This window comes from Phenylobacterium sp., assembly GCF_030697925.1.
In the GTDB taxonomy this organism is placed as follows: Bacteria; Pseudomonadota; Alphaproteobacteria; order Caulobacterales; family Caulobacteraceae; genus Phenylobacterium.
Map to the genome: position 1 here is coordinate 1 of NZ_JAUYOJ010000118.1, position 16,914 is coordinate 16,914.

17 protein-coding genes are annotated in these 16,914 nt (G+C 68.7%); 4 read left to right on the forward strand and 13 right to left on the reverse strand.

Features of this window, described 5'->3' with window-relative positions; translation table 11 throughout:
- Positions 1-17: 17 nt before the first annotated feature.
- From Q8Q88_RS10950 to Q8Q88_RS10985, 8 genes are all read right to left on the reverse strand, one after another.
- Positions 18-329, reverse strand: a complete 312-nt coding sequence (locus Q8Q88_RS10950; RefSeq protein WP_305675226.1) for a hypothetical protein — start codon at positions 327-329, stop codon at positions 18-20.
- A gap of 88 nt (positions 330-417) precedes the next feature.
- Positions 418-837, reverse strand: a complete 420-nt coding sequence (locus tag Q8Q88_RS10955; RefSeq protein WP_305675227.1) for a Fic family protein — start codon at positions 835-837, stop codon at positions 418-420.
- Positions 838-890: 53 nt separating this feature from the next.
- Positions 891-1,220 (reverse strand): DUF2188 domain-containing protein, encoded by a 330-nt coding sequence (locus Q8Q88_RS10960; protein ID WP_305675228.1) that lies wholly within the window; start codon positions 1,218-1,220, stop codon positions 891-893.
- A 380-nt stretch (positions 1,221-1,600) separates the two neighbouring features.
- Positions 1,601-3,157, reverse strand: coding sequence for a glutamine-hydrolyzing GMP synthase (gene guaA / locus Q8Q88_RS10965; RefSeq protein WP_305675229.1), 1,557 nt, complete (start codon positions 3,155-3,157; stop codon positions 1,601-1,603).
- Positions 3,158-3,373: 216 nt separating this feature from the next.
- Positions 3,374-4,651, reverse strand: coding sequence for an RsmB/NOP family class I SAM-dependent RNA methyltransferase (locus Q8Q88_RS10970; protein ID WP_305675230.1), 1,278 nt, complete (start codon positions 4,649-4,651; stop codon positions 3,374-3,376).
- A 9-nt stretch (positions 4,652-4,660) separates the two neighbouring features.
- Entirely contained in the window at positions 4,661-5,059 is a 399-nt protein-coding gene (locus Q8Q88_RS10975) for an MAPEG family protein (protein WP_305675231.1), read from the reverse strand.
- On the reverse strand, positions 5,059-6,525 hold the full coding sequence (gene guaB, locus Q8Q88_RS10980; protein ID WP_305675232.1) for an IMP dehydrogenase: 1,467 nt from the start codon (positions 6,523-6,525) through the stop codon (positions 5,059-5,061). The genes Q8Q88_RS10975 and guaB overlap by 1 nt, the downstream gene beginning before the upstream one ends.
- 68 nt (positions 6,526-6,593) lie before the next feature.
- On the reverse strand, positions 6,594-6,872 hold the full coding sequence (locus Q8Q88_RS10985; RefSeq protein WP_305675233.1) for a hypothetical protein: 279 nt from the start codon (positions 6,870-6,872) through the stop codon (positions 6,594-6,596).
- A gap of 54 nt (positions 6,873-6,926) precedes the next feature.
- On the opposite strand from Q8Q88_RS10985, the gene Q8Q88_RS10990 reads away from it, so the two are divergent.
- Positions 6,927-7,823, forward strand: a complete 897-nt coding sequence (locus Q8Q88_RS10990) for a LysR substrate-binding domain-containing protein (protein WP_305675234.1) — start codon at positions 6,927-6,929, stop codon at positions 7,821-7,823.
- Here the strand turns inward: Q8Q88_RS10990 and Q8Q88_RS10995 are convergent.
- Positions 7,810-8,517, reverse strand: a complete 708-nt coding sequence (locus Q8Q88_RS10995; RefSeq protein WP_305675235.1) for an RlmE family RNA methyltransferase — start codon at positions 8,515-8,517, stop codon at positions 7,810-7,812. The two genes, Q8Q88_RS10990 and Q8Q88_RS10995, sit on opposite strands and share 14 nt — an antisense overlap.
- Positions 8,514-9,620 (reverse strand): Ppx/GppA phosphatase family protein, encoded by a 1,107-nt coding sequence (locus tag Q8Q88_RS11000; protein WP_305675236.1) that lies wholly within the window; start codon positions 9,618-9,620, stop codon positions 8,514-8,516. Before Q8Q88_RS11000 ends, Q8Q88_RS10995 begins: the two co-directional genes overlap by 4 nt.
- 239 nt (positions 9,621-9,859) lie before the next feature.
- On the opposite strand from Q8Q88_RS11000, the gene hspQ reads away from it, so the two are divergent.
- The 3 genes from hspQ (at position 9,860) to Q8Q88_RS11015 (ending at position 11,973) form a co-directional block, all read left to right on the forward strand.
- Positions 9,860-10,246 carry a heat shock protein HspQ gene (gene hspQ / locus Q8Q88_RS11005; protein ID WP_254833474.1) on the forward strand — a complete coding sequence of 129 codons (387 nt, stop codon included), beginning with the start codon at positions 9,860-9,862 and terminating at the stop codon, positions 10,244-10,246.
- 118 nt (positions 10,247-10,364) lie between these two features.
- Positions 10,365-11,243: a phenylalanine 4-monooxygenase gene (gene phhA / locus Q8Q88_RS11010; protein ID WP_305675237.1), complete on the forward strand. Its 879-nt coding sequence runs from the start codon at positions 10,365-10,367 to the stop codon at positions 11,241-11,243.
- Positions 11,244-11,352: 109 nt separating this feature from the next.
- Positions 11,353-11,973 (forward strand): hypothetical protein, encoded by a 621-nt coding sequence (locus Q8Q88_RS11015; RefSeq protein WP_305675238.1) that lies wholly within the window; start codon positions 11,353-11,355, stop codon positions 11,971-11,973.
- A 154-nt stretch (positions 11,974-12,127) separates the two neighbouring features.
- On the opposite strand, the gene Q8Q88_RS11020 is transcribed toward Q8Q88_RS11015, so the two are convergent.
- The 3 genes from Q8Q88_RS11020 to Q8Q88_RS11030 all read right to left on the reverse strand — a co-directional run.
- Entirely contained in the window at positions 12,128-12,493 is a 366-nt protein-coding gene (locus Q8Q88_RS11020; RefSeq protein WP_305675239.1) for a hypothetical protein, read from the reverse strand.
- A gap of 7 nt (positions 12,494-12,500) precedes the next feature.
- On the reverse strand, positions 12,501-16,718 hold the full coding sequence (locus Q8Q88_RS11025) for a translocation/assembly module TamB domain-containing protein (RefSeq protein ID WP_305675240.1): 4,218 nt from the start codon (positions 16,716-16,718) through the stop codon (positions 12,501-12,503).
- The coding region (locus Q8Q88_RS11030; protein ID WP_305675241.1) for a BamA/TamA family outer membrane protein at positions 16,715-16,914 on the reverse strand (200 nt) is incomplete at its 5' end. The genes Q8Q88_RS11025 and Q8Q88_RS11030, both read right to left, overlap by 4 nt.

A 16,914-nucleotide genomic window follows, 5' to 3' on the forward strand; every position in this document is an offset into this window, starting at 1 on the left:
ACGCCGCGCTGAAACCTTTAGGAGTCCGCCTCGAGCGTCCATATTGGCGGCTGGTGCTTCTCGACGATATCGAGGCACTCCTCGCGGCGCTTCGCGCGGCTGACATTCAAGCGGATGAAGACGTCCGTGGCCTGGTGGACAACTTGCGCCTCCTTCCAGCCGCGAAAGGCCTCACGGAGGCTGTCGATCTCAGCGCAGCAGACGAGCGCCCAGCTGGACTCATCTCGCCGGACATAGATCACGTTCCCCGCCGTGGCCGGCAGTTCCTGGCTCTCTTGGTGACGTCGAAACCGGTAGCTGGCGCCGCTGGCGCCGGCGATGTCGAGCACCTGATTCATGAGGAAACCTTAGATGGCGGGATGGCCTCCAATCGCGCCCTGGATCGACGAGAGTGTGGCCAAACGGGACGCGCTTTTGTCATCTTTCTTGTTGCCCGGCTAACTCTGCGACGAAGGTAAGCTGAGTACGACCATTGCGTTCGCGGAATGGGTGGATCGCATTTAGATATGCCAGGAATTCCGCAACGCCCTCGGAGAAACCATCCGCATCTCGACCTTGGAGTCGATCGGCTGCGGCAAGGCGTGAGAAGAGGCCGCGCATCTCGCTCTGAATATTCTCAGGATAGCAGAATGGGCTCCGATCCTTCGCCATTCGCACGGTCCGATAGCGGCCCGCCCAAGGATATACGTCCTGGAACAAGTGTCGGTGGATGGCGCGATAGTGCGAAGGCGTGAAGCGCCCGTGAGGTAACGGCTCTTCGGACCTGATGGCGACGCTCAGCGCCTCGAAGTCGGCTAGATCTTTGGCCGCCCGAAGCCCGAGCTTGTTCTTGAGCACGGTCGTTCCGGCATAGCAGTACCGGTCGGCCTCAGCGTCGTAGAAGTCGGCGCTCAGCGCTTTGTCCTGAATTGTTCAGCGACAAAGCGGCGACGTTCCTCGCCAGAGACGCCCCGACGATCCAACTCTGCCAGCGTCCGCTTCATTTCCGGCGACAGGCGGATCCCCTCCACGGCCGCGATCTTGGCCATGGGGTCGCGACCGAGCGTTCGGCTCTCCAGGATTTGCCCTGTCCGTGATTGGACGCGCAATTCACCGCCAGATTTCCGCAGCGCCGCACGCGCGGCTTCCATTGCTTCCGCCTGTGTCTTGTGGACACTGCTCGCTCGGGCGGCGTCGTCGCGCTTCACCTGCCAACCGCCCTCGGTGGGCACGACATGCATTCGCGCGGGCGCTTGGGGAGCAGATGATCTCGGGGTGGTGGAACGTGACATCACGCGAATCTTAGCACGAGCACGGCTCGACGGCATCTCGCACCGCCGCGCTATGGTCGAGCGGCTATCGGGCCATCTGAAACGAGCTCGTCGGATGACCTCATTTGCAGGCTGTGCGCTCAGGATTCTAGGCAGACCGACCAATTTGCGCGTCATTGTACGCCTTGGCTCGACGCGATGTCGGTGGCGCTTTACATCCCGCTATCGGAGCGTTTCAGATCAATCTCGCGCGACGGAAGGGAGCACGCGACGGATTTGCATTGGATGGGGTGGATGTTTGGACGACAGGCGACAAACCCGCCGAACCTACGATTTCGCCGCCGTTTCCCCTACTCCCACTCGATGGTCCCAGGCGGCTTGCTGGTCACGTCGTAGACTACGCGGTTGACCCCCCTCACCTCGTTGATGATCCGGGTGGCGCAGCGGCCGAGGACTTCCCAGGGGAACTCGAAGAAGTCGGCGGTCATGCCGTCCGTGGAGGTGACCGCGCGTAGGGCGAGGACGTCTTCGTAGGTGCGGGCGTCGCCCATGACGCCCACCGTCTTGACGGGCAGGAGCACGGCGAAGGCCTGCCAGATGCTGTCGTAAAGCCCCGCCTTGCGGATCTCGTCGAGATAGATGGCGTCGGCCTGCTGCAGGACGGCGACCTTCTCGCGGGTGATCTCGCCGGGGATGCGGATGGCGAGGCCCGGTCCCGGGAACGGGTGGCGGCCGACGAAGGCCGGCGGCAGGCCGAGCTCGACGCCCAGCAGGCGCACCTCGTCCTTGAAGAGCTCGCGCAGGGGCTCGACGAGCTTGAGCTTCATATAGTCCGGCAGGCCGCCGACATTGTGGTGGCTCTTGATCACCGCCGAGGGACCGCCGCTGGCCGAGACGCTCTCGATGACGTCCGGATAGAGGGTGCCCTGGGCCAGGAAGGCCGCGCCCTCGATCTTGGCTGACTCCCTGTCGAAGACCTCGATGAACAGGCGTCCAATGGTCTTACGCTTGGTTTCGGGGTCCGAGACCCCGGCCAGCTCGCCCAGGAACAGGTCGCCGGCGTCCACATGGACCAGGGGGATGTTGTAGTGGTCGCGGAACATGGTCACGACCTGCTCGGCCTCGTTGTGGCGCAACAGGCCGGTGTCGACGAAGACGCAGGTGAGCTGGTCGCCGATCGCCTCGTGGATCAGCACCGCGGCCACCGAGGAATCAACGCCGCCGGACAGGCCGCAGATAACCTTGCCGTCGCCCACCTGGTCGCGGATCTTCTGCACCATTTCGCCGCGGAAGGCGGCCATGGTCCAGTCGCCCTTCAGACCGGCTATGCCGTGGACGAAGTTACGCAGCATGAGCGCGCCGCGTGGGGTGTGGGCCACTTCCGGGTGGAACTGGATGCCGTAGAAGCGACGGGCCTCGTCGGCGATCACCGCGTAGGGCGACCCCTCCGAGGACGCCACCACGTGGAAGCCCTGGGGGATGGCGGTGATCTTATCGCCGTGACTCATCCAGACGGTCTCCTTCGAGCCCACCTCGCCCAGGCCGGCCAGCAGCGGGCTCTCCTGGTGGATGAGGATCTCGGCGCGGCCGAACTCGCGGGTGTGGCCGCCCTCGACCTTGCCGCCCAGCTCGGCGCACATGGTCATCTCGCCATAGCAGATGCCCAGGACCGGGACGTCCAGCTCGAAGACCCGCGGGGTGACGGCGGGGCTCGCGTCCTCGTGGACGCTGGCCGGCCCGCCGGAGAGGATCACCGCCTTGGGCGCGAAGGCGTCCAGCATCGCCTCGACCTTGTCGAAGGGATGGATCTCGCAATAGACCCCGCTCTCGCGCAGACGGCGCGCGATAAGTTGGGTCACCTGGCTGCCGAAATCGACGATCAGGACGCGTTCGTGGGTGGGGGTCATTGGGCTGTCACCGAGAAGAGGTCGTGGCAATCGTTCCCTTCTCCCCTTGCGGGAGAAGGTGTCGGGCGAGGAGCCCGACGGATGAGGGGTCGCGCCACCCCATCCGTCGAGACCTGCGCCGGGCTAGTCGGGGAGTTCTGAGAGACCCCTCATCCGACCCCGCTCTCGCGGGGCCACCTTCTCCCGCAAGGGGAGAAGGAACGATGGATCGTCCGCTCACTTGGTTTTCTCCAGCACGGCGACGAAGAAGCCGTCGGTGCCGGAGGCGCGGGGCGAGAGGCGCAGGTAGCCCTCGTCCGTCAGGTGTCGGGTCAGGTGGGGATTGTCGGTAGCGGGGCGGACCGTGAAGCCCTGTGTGCGGGCCAGGAAGGCGGCGACCCGGTCCTCGTCCTCCTCGGGCAGGACCGAGCAGGTGACATAGACCATGCGGCCGCCGGGCTTCACGAACTGGGTCGCCAGGTCGAGCACCGCGTCCTGGTCGGCCATGCGCTGGGCAAGCGCCTCGGGTTTCAGCCGCCACTTGGTGTCGGGGTGGCGGCGCCAGGCGCCGGAGCCCGAGCAGGGCGCATCGATGAAGACCACGTCCATCCTGGCGTCCAGGCCCTTGAGCGGGTCGGGATAGACCGGCGAGCGAATCTGCAGGTTGCGGATCCCGGCCCGCTCGGAGCGGCGCACGGTGTCGGCCAGCCGGCGGGCCTCGCTGTCATAGGCGTAGATCTGGCCCGTATTGCCCATGGCCGCGGCGAGCGCCAGCGTCTTGCCCCCACCCCCGGCGCAGAGATCGAGCACCTGGGCGCCCTTGATGTCGCCGGCCGCCTGGGCTGCGATCTGAGAGGCCAGGTCCTGGACCTCGAACCAGCCGCGAGAAAAGGCCGGGATGGTCTCCAGCGAACCGCCGCGCTGGGACGGGTCGGGCGCCGCCATCCGCACGGCATTGGGCAGGACGCCCGTCGGCTCGGCGTTCAGCGGGGCGAGCGCCTTCAGCGCCTGCTCGGGATCGGTCTTCAACGTGTTGATGCGCAGGTCGACCGGCGCGCGTTCCGACAGCATGGCGCCTTCCAGCGGCGCCTCATCGCCGAAGGCGCGGGCGAGCGAAGGCTCCAACCAGTCCGGATAGTCGCCGCGGACGGCGGGCGGGGCGTCGGCCAGGTCGCGGGGCTGGACCAGGGCGGCGCGCTCGGCCTCGGTCAGGGGGCCGGGTCCGTGCGGTTCGTCGCCGGCGGCCTCGGCGATGCGCTCCACCGGCCAGTTCCAGAACACATGCAGGGCGGCCAGGGCGGCGGCGCGCGGGCTGTCGTCGCCCATCCGCCAGCCGAGCGACCGGCGGCGGCGCAGCATGTCCAGCACCAGGCCCGAGACCCAGGCGCGGTCCTTCGACCCCGCATAGCGCGAGGCGTCCCCCCACGTCTTGAGCGCCAGCCTCACAGGCCGGTGGCGCGTCTCGACGTCGGTGAGGATCTCGATGGCCGCGGAAAGGCGTCCGCCGTCACGCAAGGGCTTGGCTCACAGGAAGATCGTTGTCGTCACCATCACCGTGCCCGCGAAGGCCACGAACCAGGCGAGCGTCCGTAGATAGGGGATGGCGGTCAGGTAGAAGATCGGATGGAAGGCCCGGCCGATCACATAGAGCGCGCCGCCCCAGAGGGTCAGGTCGCTCAGCTTGGCCGCCAGATAGGCGACGATCACCACCGCGGCGTGCAGCGGGAAGGTCTCCATGAAGTTGAGGAACGACCGCTCCAGCCGGGCGGCCCCGCCGATGGCGGGCATCGGCTCGTCGCGCGGACCGGCCGCCCATTTCAGGTCTCCCTGCGCCCGCGTGGCCACCGTGGCCCAGACCAGCTGAACCACGCCGACGACCACCGCTGCGGCGAGCAGCCGGAGTTCGGGCGCGGGACCGTGCATCAGACGGGGCTCGTATAGTTGGGGGCCTCACGGGTCATCATGACGTCGTGGACGTGGCTTTCGCGCAGGCCCGCCCCGGTGATGCGGATAAACCGCGCCTTCTGGCGGAAGTCCTCGAGGGTGGCGGCGCCGGTATAGCCCATGGCCGCTCGCAGACCGCCGACCATCTGATGGAGGATGGGACCAATCGGGCCCTTGTAGGCCACCTGTCCCTCGATGCCCTCGGGCACCAGCTTGAACGCCGAGACCTCCTTCTGGAAGTAGCGGTCGGCCGAGCCGTTGGCCGTGGACATGGCGCCCAGGGAGCCCATGCCGCGATAGGCCTTGTAGGACCGGCCCTGGTACAGGAACACCTCGCCCGGAGCCTCGTCGGCGCCGGCGAAGGCCGAACCCATCATGGCCACCTGGGCGCCCATGGCGAGCGCCTTTGCCAGGTCCCCGGAGTACTTGATGCCGCCGTCGGCGATCACCGGGACGTCGGTTCCAGCCGCGGCGCGGACGGCGTCGGCGATGGCGGTGAGCTGGGGCACGCCCACCCCCGCCACGATGCGGGTGGTGCAAATGGACCCTGGACCGATTCCGACCTTCACCGCGTCGGCGCCGGCGTCGATCAGGGCGCGAGCGCCTTCATAGGTGGCGATATTGCCGGCGACGATCTGGACGCGGTTGGTCTCGCGTTTCAGCCGGCCGACCGCTTTGGCGACGTCGGCGTTGTGGCCATGGGCGGTGTCGATCACCACCACGTCGACCCCGGCGTCCACCAGGGCCATCGAGCGCTCGTAGCCCGCGTCGCCGACAGTGGAGGCCGCGCCGACCAGCAGGCGGCCTTGGGCATCCTTAGCGGCGATGGGGTGGGCCTGGGCCTTCTCCATGTCCTTGACGGTGATCAGGCCCACGGCGCGATAGGCTTCGTCGACCACGATCAACCGCTCGATCTTGTGCTGGCGCAGCAGGGCCTTGGCCTCGTCCTGGGTGCAGCCCTCGCGAACGGTGATCAGGTTGTCCTTGGTCATCAGGACCTTGGCTGGGACCTCGCTGGAGCCCTCGAACCGCATGTCGCGATTGGTCAGGATACCCACCAGCTTGCCGGTGCCGGGCTCGACCACCGGGAAGCCGGAGATCTTGCGCCGCGCCTTGATCTCGAGGACTTCCCGCAGGGGCGTGTCCGGGTTGATGGTCAGCGGATTGATGACCATGCCGCTTTCGTAGCGCTTCACCTCGCGCACCTGGTCGGCTTGTTCTTCGGCCGTCATGTTACGGTGAAGCACGCCCAGGCCGCCGGCCTGGGCCATGGCGATGGCCAGACGGCTCTCGGTCACGGTGTCCATGGCCGAGGACACGAGCGGTATGTTCAGACTGATTTCGCGCGTGAACTTGGTGGTGGTGTCCACCTGGGTGGGCATCACATCGGACGCACCCGGTTCGAGCAAAACGTCGTCGAAGGTAAGACCTTCGCGAATCTCCATTGGAGTCTCCATTTTGCGAGCCGCGTATAGCGGTAGGGCCCCCAATGCGGCAAGCGGAGTCTGGAGGGTCATGCAGTCACGGGCTCCTGAATCGGGGTTTGGGCGGCGGCTACCGCCAGGATCAGCGCCAGCAGGGCGACCAGGCACTCGGCCAGGGCGCGGACCAGCAGGGCGACGCTCATGAGTTGAAGGAAGAGGACGGCCGCGAAGCCTGTCACCGGGGCGAAGGCCTCGCCGAAGCGGCTCAGCGTCTCGATCGTGGCGACGAGAACGGTGGTCCATCCTAGGTTCAGGGCCAGCGAGATCGCCGGACGCCTGAGGTTCGGGAGGTTGAGGTGAGCCACCATGGCGAGCTTGTGCGCCGATTGCGAAGTGGAGGAAATCGACATATTGGATGAGTGATGTTCGAAAAACTCACATTGAGCACCCTGCCCTCGCTGAACGCCCTGCGCGCCTTCGAGGCCATGGCGCGGACCGGGCGCGCCACCCTGGCCGCCGAGGAGCTGAACGTCACCCATAGCGCGGTCAGCCGGCAGGTGAAGGCGCTGGAGCAAACCCTGGGCGTGCGCCTGTTCACCGGCCCCAAGCATCGCCTCGAGCTGACCGAGGCCGGGCGAAGTCTGCTGCCGCCCCTGACCGCGGCCTTCGACCAGATCGCCACGGCGGTGCGCCAGACCCGCGGCGGCGGCGAGGACCTGCACATCGCGGTCAACGCTAGCGTCTCGGTGAAATGGCTGATCCCGCGGATGAGCAGATTCGCGGCGGCCTATCCCAAGGTGCGGCTGCATTTGGCGGAGTTGCCATCCCACGCCACCTCGTACCGGGGCGCTCACGCCGTGGTGCGGATGGTTCCGAGCGGGAGATTGGCCGATCCCGACGCGACGGCCTTCATGCCCAACCATCTGGGGCCGGTGATGTCCCCGGCCCTGGCCGATCGTTTCGCCGGCGACCTGCTGAAAGCGCCGCGCCTGGCGGCCCAGACCCATCCGCAGGGCTGGCCGATCTGGGCGGCGCTGGTGGGGATGGAACTGCCGCCCATTCCCGAACAGCCCTTCGCCCACATGCACTTCGCCCTGGACGCGGCGATTGCGGGCCTTGGGGTGGCGGTCATGCCCTGGCCGCTGGTGGCCGACTATGTGGCCAGCGGACGCCTAGTCGCGCCCTTCGGCTTCCGCAAGGCCGAGAGCGCCTTCGCCCTACTGGCCGCGCCGGGGGCGTCGAGCCGGGCCCTGGATCAGTTCCGGAAGTGGCTGGTTGCGGAAGGGGCTAAGACGCCCAGCCCGGTCACCGCCCCTTGAACCCAGTCGCCACGAGGTAGACCTCGGAGCTGCCCGCGCGGCTGGCCTTGGGCTTGATGTGCTTCACATCGGCGAAGTGGCGCTTCAGGCGGTTGACCACCTCGTAGCTCTCGCCGCCCTGGAAGGCCTTGGAGACGAAGGCGCCGCCGGGTTTCAGCACGCTGATGGCGAAGTCGGCGGCGGCCTCGATCAGGCCGACGATCCGCAGGTGATCGGTCTGTTTGTGGCCGACGGTGTTGGGCGCCATGTCCGACAGCACCGCATCCGGGGGACCGCCCAACAGGTCGATCAGCATCGGGCCGCAGGCCGGGTCGGTGAAGTCCATCTCCAGGATGTGGGCCGGAGAGATCGGATCGACCGGCAGCAGGTCGACTCCGACGATATTGGTCACTCCACGCTCGACCGCCACCTGGGTCCAGCCGCCGGGGGCCAGGCCCAGGTCGATGATCCGGGCGCCGGGCTTCAGCAGCTTCAGCTTGTCGTCGAGCTCGGTCAGCTTGTAGGCCGCGCGAGAGCGATAGCCGTGGGCGCGGGCCTTGGCGGCGAAGGGGTCGTTGATCTGGCGCGACAGCCAGGCCTGTGACGAGGGCGTGCGGTCCCGGGCGGTCTTCAGACGCTCGGGCGTGGCCCGGCCTTCCTCGGTTCCGCCCGTGGGGCGTTTCACCATCCGCTTGCGTGGGGGCTCGTCGGTCATTCCGGAGCGTTTACAGGGGAAGCCCCGGCCGATCTACGGCCGCGACGCCGGCGGCGACGCTTGCGGCCGGTTCCGGCGTCCGACATCAGCGACATGAGGATGCCCTCGCGAAGGCCGCGGTCGGCCACCCGCACCCGCGTGCAGGGCCAGAGCTCCTGCACCGCCTGCAGGATCGCCGCCCCCGCCAGCACCAAATCCGCGCGGTCGGGGCCGATGCAGGGCTGCTCGGCCCGCTCCCGGGCGTTGAGGCCCAGCAGCAGATTCGCCGCGGCGTCGCACTGGTCGCGGGTCATCCAGATGCCGTCCACCTGGCTGCGGTCATATCGACGCAGGCCCAGATGCATTCCGGCCAGGCTGGTGATCGCCCCTGAGGTCCCGACCAGGTGGGCGCGGTCGGCGTCGAACACCTCGCGCATGGAGTCGGCGCTGCGGAAGGCGGCCAGTTCGGCCTTCACCGTCTCGACCATCTCGCGGAACCAGCCCTGGGTGACCGTCGCGCCCTCGGGAAAGCGCTCGGCCAGGGTAACCACCCCGATGGGGATGGAGAGCCAGGCCTTGATCGGCAGGCGACCGGCCGCGAACTTGGAGATCTCGGTCTCCAGGCCGCCGACCTGCAGGTCAACCCAGGAGAGCTCGGTCGAGCCGCCGCCCACGTCCACCACCAGGGCCGCGTCGGCCCGGCGATCCAGAAGGTTGAGGCAGCCGGCCACGGAGAGCTGGGCCTCCTCGCGCGGACTGATGATCTGCAGCTGAAGGCCGGTCTCGGCCGCCACCCGCGCGACGAACTCCGGACCGTTGACGGCCGAGCGGCAGGCCTGGGTGGCTATGGCTTTCAGCTTCACCACCCGGCGGCGGCGGACCTTCTCGGCGCTGACCCGCAGGGCGGCGAGCGCCCGTTCCATGGCCGCGTCGGAAAGCCGTCCCGACTGGCCGAGCCCCTCGCCCAGCCGCACGATGCGGGAATAGGCCTCGACCACCCGAAAGCCGCGGCCGGCGGGCGTGGCGATCAGCAGCCGGCAGTTGTTGGTGCCAAGGTCGAGGGCGCCATAGCAGGGCGTCTCGGCCCCGTTGCGGGGCGCGGCGGACTCCGGTTCGGATGTCACCGGCCAGTCGCCTCGAACGCGTACAGAAATAGGGTCCGGAGTCCGTCCGAAGCGAACGGGCTCGAGGGCGCCTGAGGCATGGACCGCCACCCGTCCTTATGCAGGCGCTAAGATTGGCGCCTCGTTTCAGGAGAGACTGTAGCAACATGGCTCGCCTCTCGGAAGGCGCAGCCTTGCACACGGGGCCATGAGCGCTACGTTCACCTTCCGGTTAGGTGACGTGGTTTAGATTCTCCTTCATGGACGCTCGAATCGAAAAAGTTGGCAGCGACCTTGTCACCCGGCCCCGGGTCCTGGCGGAGCCACGCCTGGCGAAGTACGCCATCGGACAGGTCGTAAGGCACCGTCACTTCCCGTTCCGCGGGGTGATCTTCGACGTCGATCCCACCTTCTCGAACACTGAACAGTGGTGGCAGTCGATCCCCGAGGACATCCGGCCCCGCAAGGACCAGCCGTTCTATCACCTGCTGGCCGAGAACGAGGAAAACGCCTACGTCGCCTACGTCTCCGAGCAGAACCTGTTGCCGGACGAGAGCGGTGAGCCGATCGGCCACCCGCAGGCTTCGCTGATCTTCGAGAGCTTCAGCGAAGGTCACTACAATCTTCGCCCGCGCATCAGCCACTAAGACCTCGGGCACGAGCGTTCGACACCACGCCGCTCTCACGCAATCTTTATCCGCGACCTGGCGGTTTTGACGCGCAGTTCGAACGGAACTTTCGCGGATTCAAGGCCATTCTCTCGCCATGAGCGCAGATGGTTTCAACTCCAGCCCTCCCCCCGGCGCGCGCGCCGACTGGACCATCGACCAGGACTGGGCCGCCTATACCCCGGCCGAGCACCAGGTCTGGACGACCCTCTATGAGCGCCAGACGAAGCTGCTGCCCGGCCGGGCCTGCGACGCCTTCCTGAACGGGCTGGACTCGCTGGACCTGCATCGCGGTGGCATCCCGGATTTCTCGCGGATCAACGAGGAACTGACCAGGCTCACCGGCTGGAGCGTGGTGGCCGTGCCAGGCCTCGTGCCGGACGAGGTGTTCTTCGAGCACCTGGCCAATCGTCGCTTCCCGGCCGGCCAGTTCATCCGCAAGCCGGACGAGCTGGACTATCTGGAAGAACCCGACGTCTTCCACGACGTCTTCGGCCACGTGCCGATGCTCACCGACCCCACCTTCGCCGACTATATGCAGGCCTATGGCGAGGGCGGCCTGCGGGCGCTCGGCCGCGGCCAGCTGCACAACCTGGCGCGGCTCTATTGGTACACGGTGGAATTCGGCCTGCTGCAGACCCCGGAGGGCCTGCGGATCTACGGCGCCGGCATCGTCTCCAGCCGGGCGGAATCGATCTTCGCCCTGGACGACCCCTCCCCCAACCGCCTGGGCTTCGACCTGGAGCGGGTGATGCGCGCGCCTTACCGGATCGACGACTTCCAGCAGGTCTATTTCGTGATCCCGTCGCTGCAGGCCCTGCTGGACGCGACCTTGCAGGACTTCGGCCGGCTCTATGAGCGCCTAGCCCGCCTGCCCGACATTCCCATCGAGGCGATCGAGCCCGGGGACGAGGTCTTCACCGTCGGCACGCAGGACTATGCAAGGCGCGGCGGACGCTCGGCGCGGAGCGGTTGACGGGCCCATCGGGCCGCGCGGTTAGTCGCACTTAACTGTCATCCTTTTTTAATTCTTCACGCCGGCCTCGGAATTCTCGCTCGGTCAGCTACCGAGAGAGGACCGACCTATGGCCGCCAAGATCAAGTCAGAACCCAGTGAGGCCGGCGCAAACCGGGGCGAGCATCTGCAGCTCGTCGGCAACAGTGAGACCGGAGGCTGGCGGGTGGACCCGCCGGGCCAGACCGACAATGTGCACAGCCATCGCCCCGACCTGCCGCCGGGCCTGGCCAAGCGGCTCGACCCGCCGCCCGGCGAGGAGACCGTTCCGGGCGGGACGGGGAGCGAAAGCCTGAGCGGCGATGACGGGAACAACACCCTCGTGGGCGGCGACGGGGCCGACAGCCTGGCCGGCGGCGCTGGCGCCGATGACTTCGTCATCGAGGGGATCTCCGACACGGCCGATGGTCTCGACCAGATCTTCGACTTCACCTCGGGGGAGGATCGGCTGGTGATGGGCGCGGGGCCGGGCGCGGAGGACACCGTCGACTTCGGGATCGCCGACGACTTCGCCTCGGCGATGACTGCGGCCCTGCAAGCCGTGGCCGGCGGCGCGGACTATGTCGCCATGCAGGTCGGCGCGGACCTCGTGGTCTTCGCCAACACGGACGACGATCCGGCGACCCTGGACGTGGCCGTCGTGCTGGTCGGCGGAAGCCTTTCGGACATCGCCATCGGCGACTTCGCCTAGGGCGTGGCAGCCTGAAGTGGATGCCGGTTCAGGCGGCCGTCTCGCTCTAAACTTTTGAAAATAGACCCTTTTCATCCGGTCAGATGATTCCATCTGACCGGAAAGGGTCTAGCCGGGAACGCGAGCGCCTGGCCGCGAAGGCCAAGGCGCTCGCCTACCCGGCGTCAATCAGGGTCTGCAGACCCTGGCGGATCTTGGCGAGCTGGTCGGGCGTGAAGAGCCGATAGCGCTGGGCCTTCGGCCCATTGGCCGCGGTGACCTCCCGATCCGACGCGTAGATATAACGCCCCTGGAAACCGCCGGTCATGGGCATGCCGTTGCGCATGCGTATTCCGTCGAGGCGGACGGCGCAGGCCTCCAGGCTCGGCACCTCGGGTGCAATCGGACGAAACTCGGGCTTGCCGTTCGGACCGTTGTCGACCAGCCGCCAGCAGACGCCCGACGCGTCCGGGACGGTCAGGGGCTTGTCGCAGGCCGCCAGGCTCCCGGCTGCGGCCAGTCCGATCAGAAACCCGCGCATATGCCCCTCAATAGTCCCGCCGCCAGCGGACGGCCAGCTTGCCGTCCCCCTGACTGGCCAGCTTGGAGATGATGGAGAGGTTTCGGCCGATCCGCCACTCGACCTGGGCCGAGGAGCCCTCGCGTCCGCCGCCGGTCAATTCGAGATAGACGTCCTCGGTGAGGTATTTGCCGCCGGAAACGCTGACGCCCGTCTCGTCGCCCCCCGCCAGGGCCAGGCGGTCGAGGCCCGCGAAGGTGCGCAGGTTGCCGATCACATCGAAGCCGCCGCCGCCCGCCAGGGACGACAGGGCCGAAGCGAGTTGCGCGGCCTCCAGCGGCGAGAGCTGCGAGGCCGAGCGGCCGAACAGCACCTGGGACAGCACCTCGTCGTTCGGCAGGACCGGAGACGAGGTCAGGGTGATCTCGGGCTTGGCGGCCGTACCGCGGATGCGCACCACCGCCGTGAGGGACGGGTCGTCCCGGGTGGCCGAGAGGTCGAGGCGGATGGCCTGCGGTGAGGTCGCCAGATAGACCACCCCGCGCTCGTCGAATTCGAACCGCTTGCCGGCGAAGTCGTACTCCCCCCGCACCACGCGCGCCGTGCCTGACAGGGCCGGCCGCGCCGTCGAGCCGCCCACATGGGCGTCCAGGGACAGCTCCACGTCCAGGCCGCGGCCACGCAGGAAGATGCGCCGCGGGGCCTTCAGGCTCACATCAAGGGCCACCGCCAGGCCCTTGCGCGCCGGCGGCGCCAGGACGCTGACCAGGTCGGCAGGCTTGTTGCGCTCGACTACCTCCATGGCCACCACCCCCGAGGGGGTGGAGAGCTTAGCGGCCACGTCGGCCCGATCGATGGTCAGGGCGCCGCTCAGCCTGACCTTGCCGTCGGCGGCGCGGTCGATGGTGGCCTGGCCCGTGGCCGAGGCCTGGGCCTGGTCGTTGTCGATCAGCCGGAAGCCCTTGAGATCCAGCCGCAGGGTCGAGGTCCCCTCGCGGAACAGGCTTATGCGGCCCGACCCCGCGACCGTGCCGCCATGGCCGTCGGCGCCGGTGGCTTCCGTCACATTGACTGCATTGTCGGCGAAGGTGGTCCGCAAGGTCATGTCGCGCAGGGCCAGCCCCGTTGCGCCATCGGAGAACTGGCCCTTGACCATCTGGCCGGAGCCCACAGCGTTCGGGTCGGCCAGGGTGCCGCCCAGCGTACCTTCGAGCCGCACCTGGCCGGCCAACTCACGCTCGCCGCTCATCAGCAGATCCCACAGGGGCTTGACCTCTCCCTCGGCGAAGAACCGGCCGCGCATCGGCCGGGTGCGCACGATGGCGACCCGGAACGGACTGGCGCTCGCCGCGGCCGGCAGGACCACATTGGCCTCTGCGCGCAGGCCCTGGGCGTTGGAACTCTTCAGGTCGAGGGTCATGACGTCACCCTCCAGGCGGCCCTTCAGCGTCCCGTCGACGCCCTGGTCAGCGGGCGATCCCCGGCCCCGCGCGCCATCCAGCTTGGCGTCAAGGGTCCCGTCCAGCCGTCCGCCGAGGCCGGTCAGGACGATGACCGCGTCCGTCTTGCCGATCAGGTCCTCGTTGAGCAAGCCCAGGCCCAGGCGCTGGACCTCCGCGCGGATGTCGGCGCTGTCGCGGCCAAGCTTGGCGTCCAGGGCGATCTGGCCGCCGTCCGAGGCCGCCAGCCGCAGGCGGGCCGTGCGGTCGGGGCCGCCGAACCCGATCCGGGCGGTCTCGGTGGTCTTCAGGTCGCGGCGGCCGACCCGCCCCATGCCGTCGAAGGCCAGTTGGTAGCCGGGATCGACGTCGGTGAGGACGCCGCCGCCGTCCAGGGCCCAACGGCCGGCGCTGGCGACGCCGCGGAGCTGGGCCTTGTAGGGTAACCTTGCCACGGGCCCGTCGGCGGTGATCGATCCGTCGCGCACGGCGAACCTGCCACCCGGCATGACGGCGTTCCTGGCGGTCAGGTCGAGGCGCGCGCGCGGACCGCCGGCGGCGTCGACGATGCGCACCGCGCCGGTGACCTGGCCGCTATCGAGGAAAGCGCCCCTGGCCACGGTCACCTGCAGGTCGGCCGCCGAGGGCGCCCGGCGGCGCAGGGCCAGCGATCCCTGGGCGGTCAGGCCTGCGGCGTTGACCGAGAGATCGGTGAGGTCGACCCCGCCGCGCGGGAAGCGGAAGGCCGAGCGGGCCGCGGCCGGTCCGTAGTCGCTGGCGGCGCTGAGAGTCATCACCCCGCTGGCCCCATCGGCCCGGCGCATGAAGCTGAGCGTGACCTTTGCGTCCTTCAGCGGCAGGCGCGGCACGTCGATGGCGTCGAAATCGGCGATCAGGTCGGCGCGCGGGTTGCCGAGTGATCCGGTGACGGCGCCAGAGCCTTTGGCCTTGCCGGTGATCTCCACGGGACCGGCGCGGAACGGGCCGGTAGCCGACCAGTCGAGCTTGAAGCGCAGGGCCCCGTCGGCGTCCAGCACGCCGGCCGCCCCCGCCTTCAGCATCGCGCCGCCCAGGTCGGCCTGGGAGACCGAGACCTTGCGACCCTCGATATTGGCGGCGGCTTTCAGGCTTGGGGACGCGCCCAGCAGACGATCCAGCTCACCGAACCCGCTGGCGAACTTCGCGCCCTTGGCGTCCAGCGACACCGTCCAGGGCTCGCCGGCCCCGCCCTGGGTGGCGCTCCAGTCGGCGGCGAGCGCGCCCGACGCGCCGGCCCGCGCCGCCGCCAGGTTGGAGAACTGGGCCTGCCCCTTGAAGTTGAGGCCGCCGATCAGGCCGCGCCCGCCGGTGGCCTGGACCTTCAACCCGACGCCGGTCGCGTCCAGGCTGCGCAGCAGCAGCCGGCCGTCCGCCAGCCGCGCACCGTCAAAGGCCGCCGTCGGCTTGCCGCCCAGCAAGGCCGCGGCCAGGCCGCTCCCACGCCCTCCCGCCCCCGCGATCCGGCCCTTCGCCGCCAGGACGCCTACGCGACGGGTCAGTTCGATGGGTCCGGAGATCCGGTCCAGGCCGTACTCGCCCAGCTTCAGCCGCGCCACGTCGGCCGTCCCCACAAAGCGGAGATCGTCCAGGCGGCCGGTAAGTTTGCCAGAGACCCGTGTGGCGCCCATGGCCGGACCGCCGGTGATTTTGGAGAGCTCGCCGGCGGTGGCGACCACGGCCAGGCCCTGTGGCCCCAGGCGGCGCTCGCCCAGATTGCCCAGGCCGCGAGCCTCGAGCGTCAGATTGGCCGAGGCGGCGCGGGCCGTCAGGTCGTAGAGCGAGCCTGGCGCCTTGGCGCCGGTGATCGAGAAGGCCGCTTCCGGCCCAAGGCGCGCCACCAGGGGCTGGGTCAGGCGCGAAGCGTCCAGCCGCACCCGCCCCTGGGCCGAGCCGCCCTGGGCGTTCCAGGCGCCCTGGGTCTCCAGGGGCTTGGCGTCGCCTGACGTGGCCACGGCGGAGAACCTGCCCGTCGCGCCCTTGCCGTCCGCCCGGGCCTTCAGGGCGAACGGGCGGTCGACGGGCAGGCCCAAGCTGCCGGCCAGCGCCCCGCCCCGGGCCTCCTCGGCGTCGGCGATCAGCAGCAGCGGCCGTCCGCCGCCGAAATCGAACTGGGCGTTCAGGTGGTCGCCGGCGTGCAGGACGCTGGCGGCGGCGATCCTGCCCTTCTGGCCGCCGTTGCGGCGCCGGACGTCCAGGCTCATGACCACGTCGTAGACGCCGCGCCGATAGCTGAAGGCCGGCGTCATCTCGACCCGGGTCCGCACCTCGTCCAGCACGATGGAGACCGGGAGGCCGCGGGACTTCGACTTGGGCGCCAGGGTCGGCCGGCGCAGCAGGGTGAGCTTCTCGGCGACCACCTGGTCGGCGTCCAGCCTTCGCATGAGAAGTTGGCTGTAACGCCACTTGATGGAGACATTCTTCGCCTCCAGCCAGACGCCCTTCTCGTCGCTGACGGTCAGCCGCCGGATGGTGAAATCGCGCCAGACGTCGCCGCCCAAACCTTCGATCTTCAGCTTGCCGAACCGTCCCAGTTTGAGCCCGCTGGCGCGCGCCTCGATCAGCAGCCTGCCCTGAGGGAGCAGCACCCCGTAGCGCGTGGTGAGCGCCGCGGCGATCATCAGGAGGAAGACCGTGACACAGATCCCAATGATGATCTTGGGCAGCAGCGAGGTCTTGGCGACCTTCACGACCTCGTCGGCCACCTCGTGGGCGATCGCCTCGACCTTTTCGCCCGGGGTTTCCGGAGGATTTTCGGACGGGGGGCTCAAAAGCTTTGTCCGATGCTGAGATAGATCTGGAAGGCGGCGTCGCCCTTGCGCTTGTCCAGCGGGATGGCGATGTCGGCGCGGATCGGGCCGAAGCCCAGGTCGTAGCGCACACCGAGACCGACCCCGGCGCTGAAATCGTCCCCGGCCGGGAACTGGCGGTCGCCCACCGCCCCGCCGTCGATGAAGGCCACCACGC

What these genes read in the sequence shown, in the direction of transcription:
- Q8Q88_RS10960 (WP_305675228.1), bottom strand. Translation starts at nt 1,220, where the DNA reads ATGCATGTCGTGCCCACCGAGGGCGGTTGGCAGGTGAAGCGCGACGAC.
- guaA (WP_305675229.1), bottom strand. Translation starts at nt 3,157, where the DNA reads ATGACCCCCACCCACGAACGCGTCCTGATCGTCGATTTCGGCAGCCAG.
- Q8Q88_RS10975 (WP_305675231.1), bottom strand. Translation starts at nt 5,059, where the DNA reads ATGCACGGTCCCGCGCCCGAACTCCGGCTGCTCGCCGCAGCGGTGGTC.
- guaB (WP_305675232.1), bottom strand. Translation starts at nt 6,525, where the DNA reads ATGGAGATTCGCGAAGGTCTTACCTTCGACGACGTTTTGCTCGAACCG.
- Q8Q88_RS10985 (WP_305675233.1), bottom strand. Translation starts at nt 6,872, where the DNA reads ATGGTGGCTCACCTCAACCTCCCGAACCTCAGGCGTCCGGCGATCTCG.
- Q8Q88_RS10990 (WP_305675234.1), top strand. Translation starts at nt 6,927, where the DNA reads ATGTTCGAAAAACTCACATTGAGCACCCTGCCCTCGCTGAACGCCCTG.
- Q8Q88_RS10995 (WP_305675235.1), bottom strand. Translation starts at nt 8,517, where the DNA reads ATGACCGACGAGCCCCCACGCAAGCGGATGGTGAAACGCCCCACGGGC.
- hspQ (WP_254833474.1), top strand. Translation starts at nt 9,860, where the DNA reads ATGGACGCTCGAATCGAAAAAGTTGGCAGCGACCTTGTCACCCGGCCC.
- phhA (WP_305675237.1), top strand. Translation starts at nt 10,365, where the DNA reads ATGAGCGCAGATGGTTTCAACTCCAGCCCTCCCCCCGGCGCGCGCGCC.
- Q8Q88_RS11015 (WP_305675238.1), top strand. Translation starts at nt 11,353, where the DNA reads ATGGCCGCCAAGATCAAGTCAGAACCCAGTGAGGCCGGCGCAAACCGG.
- Q8Q88_RS11020 (WP_305675239.1), bottom strand. Translation starts at nt 12,493, where the DNA reads ATGCGCGGGTTTCTGATCGGACTGGCCGCAGCCGGGAGCCTGGCGGCC.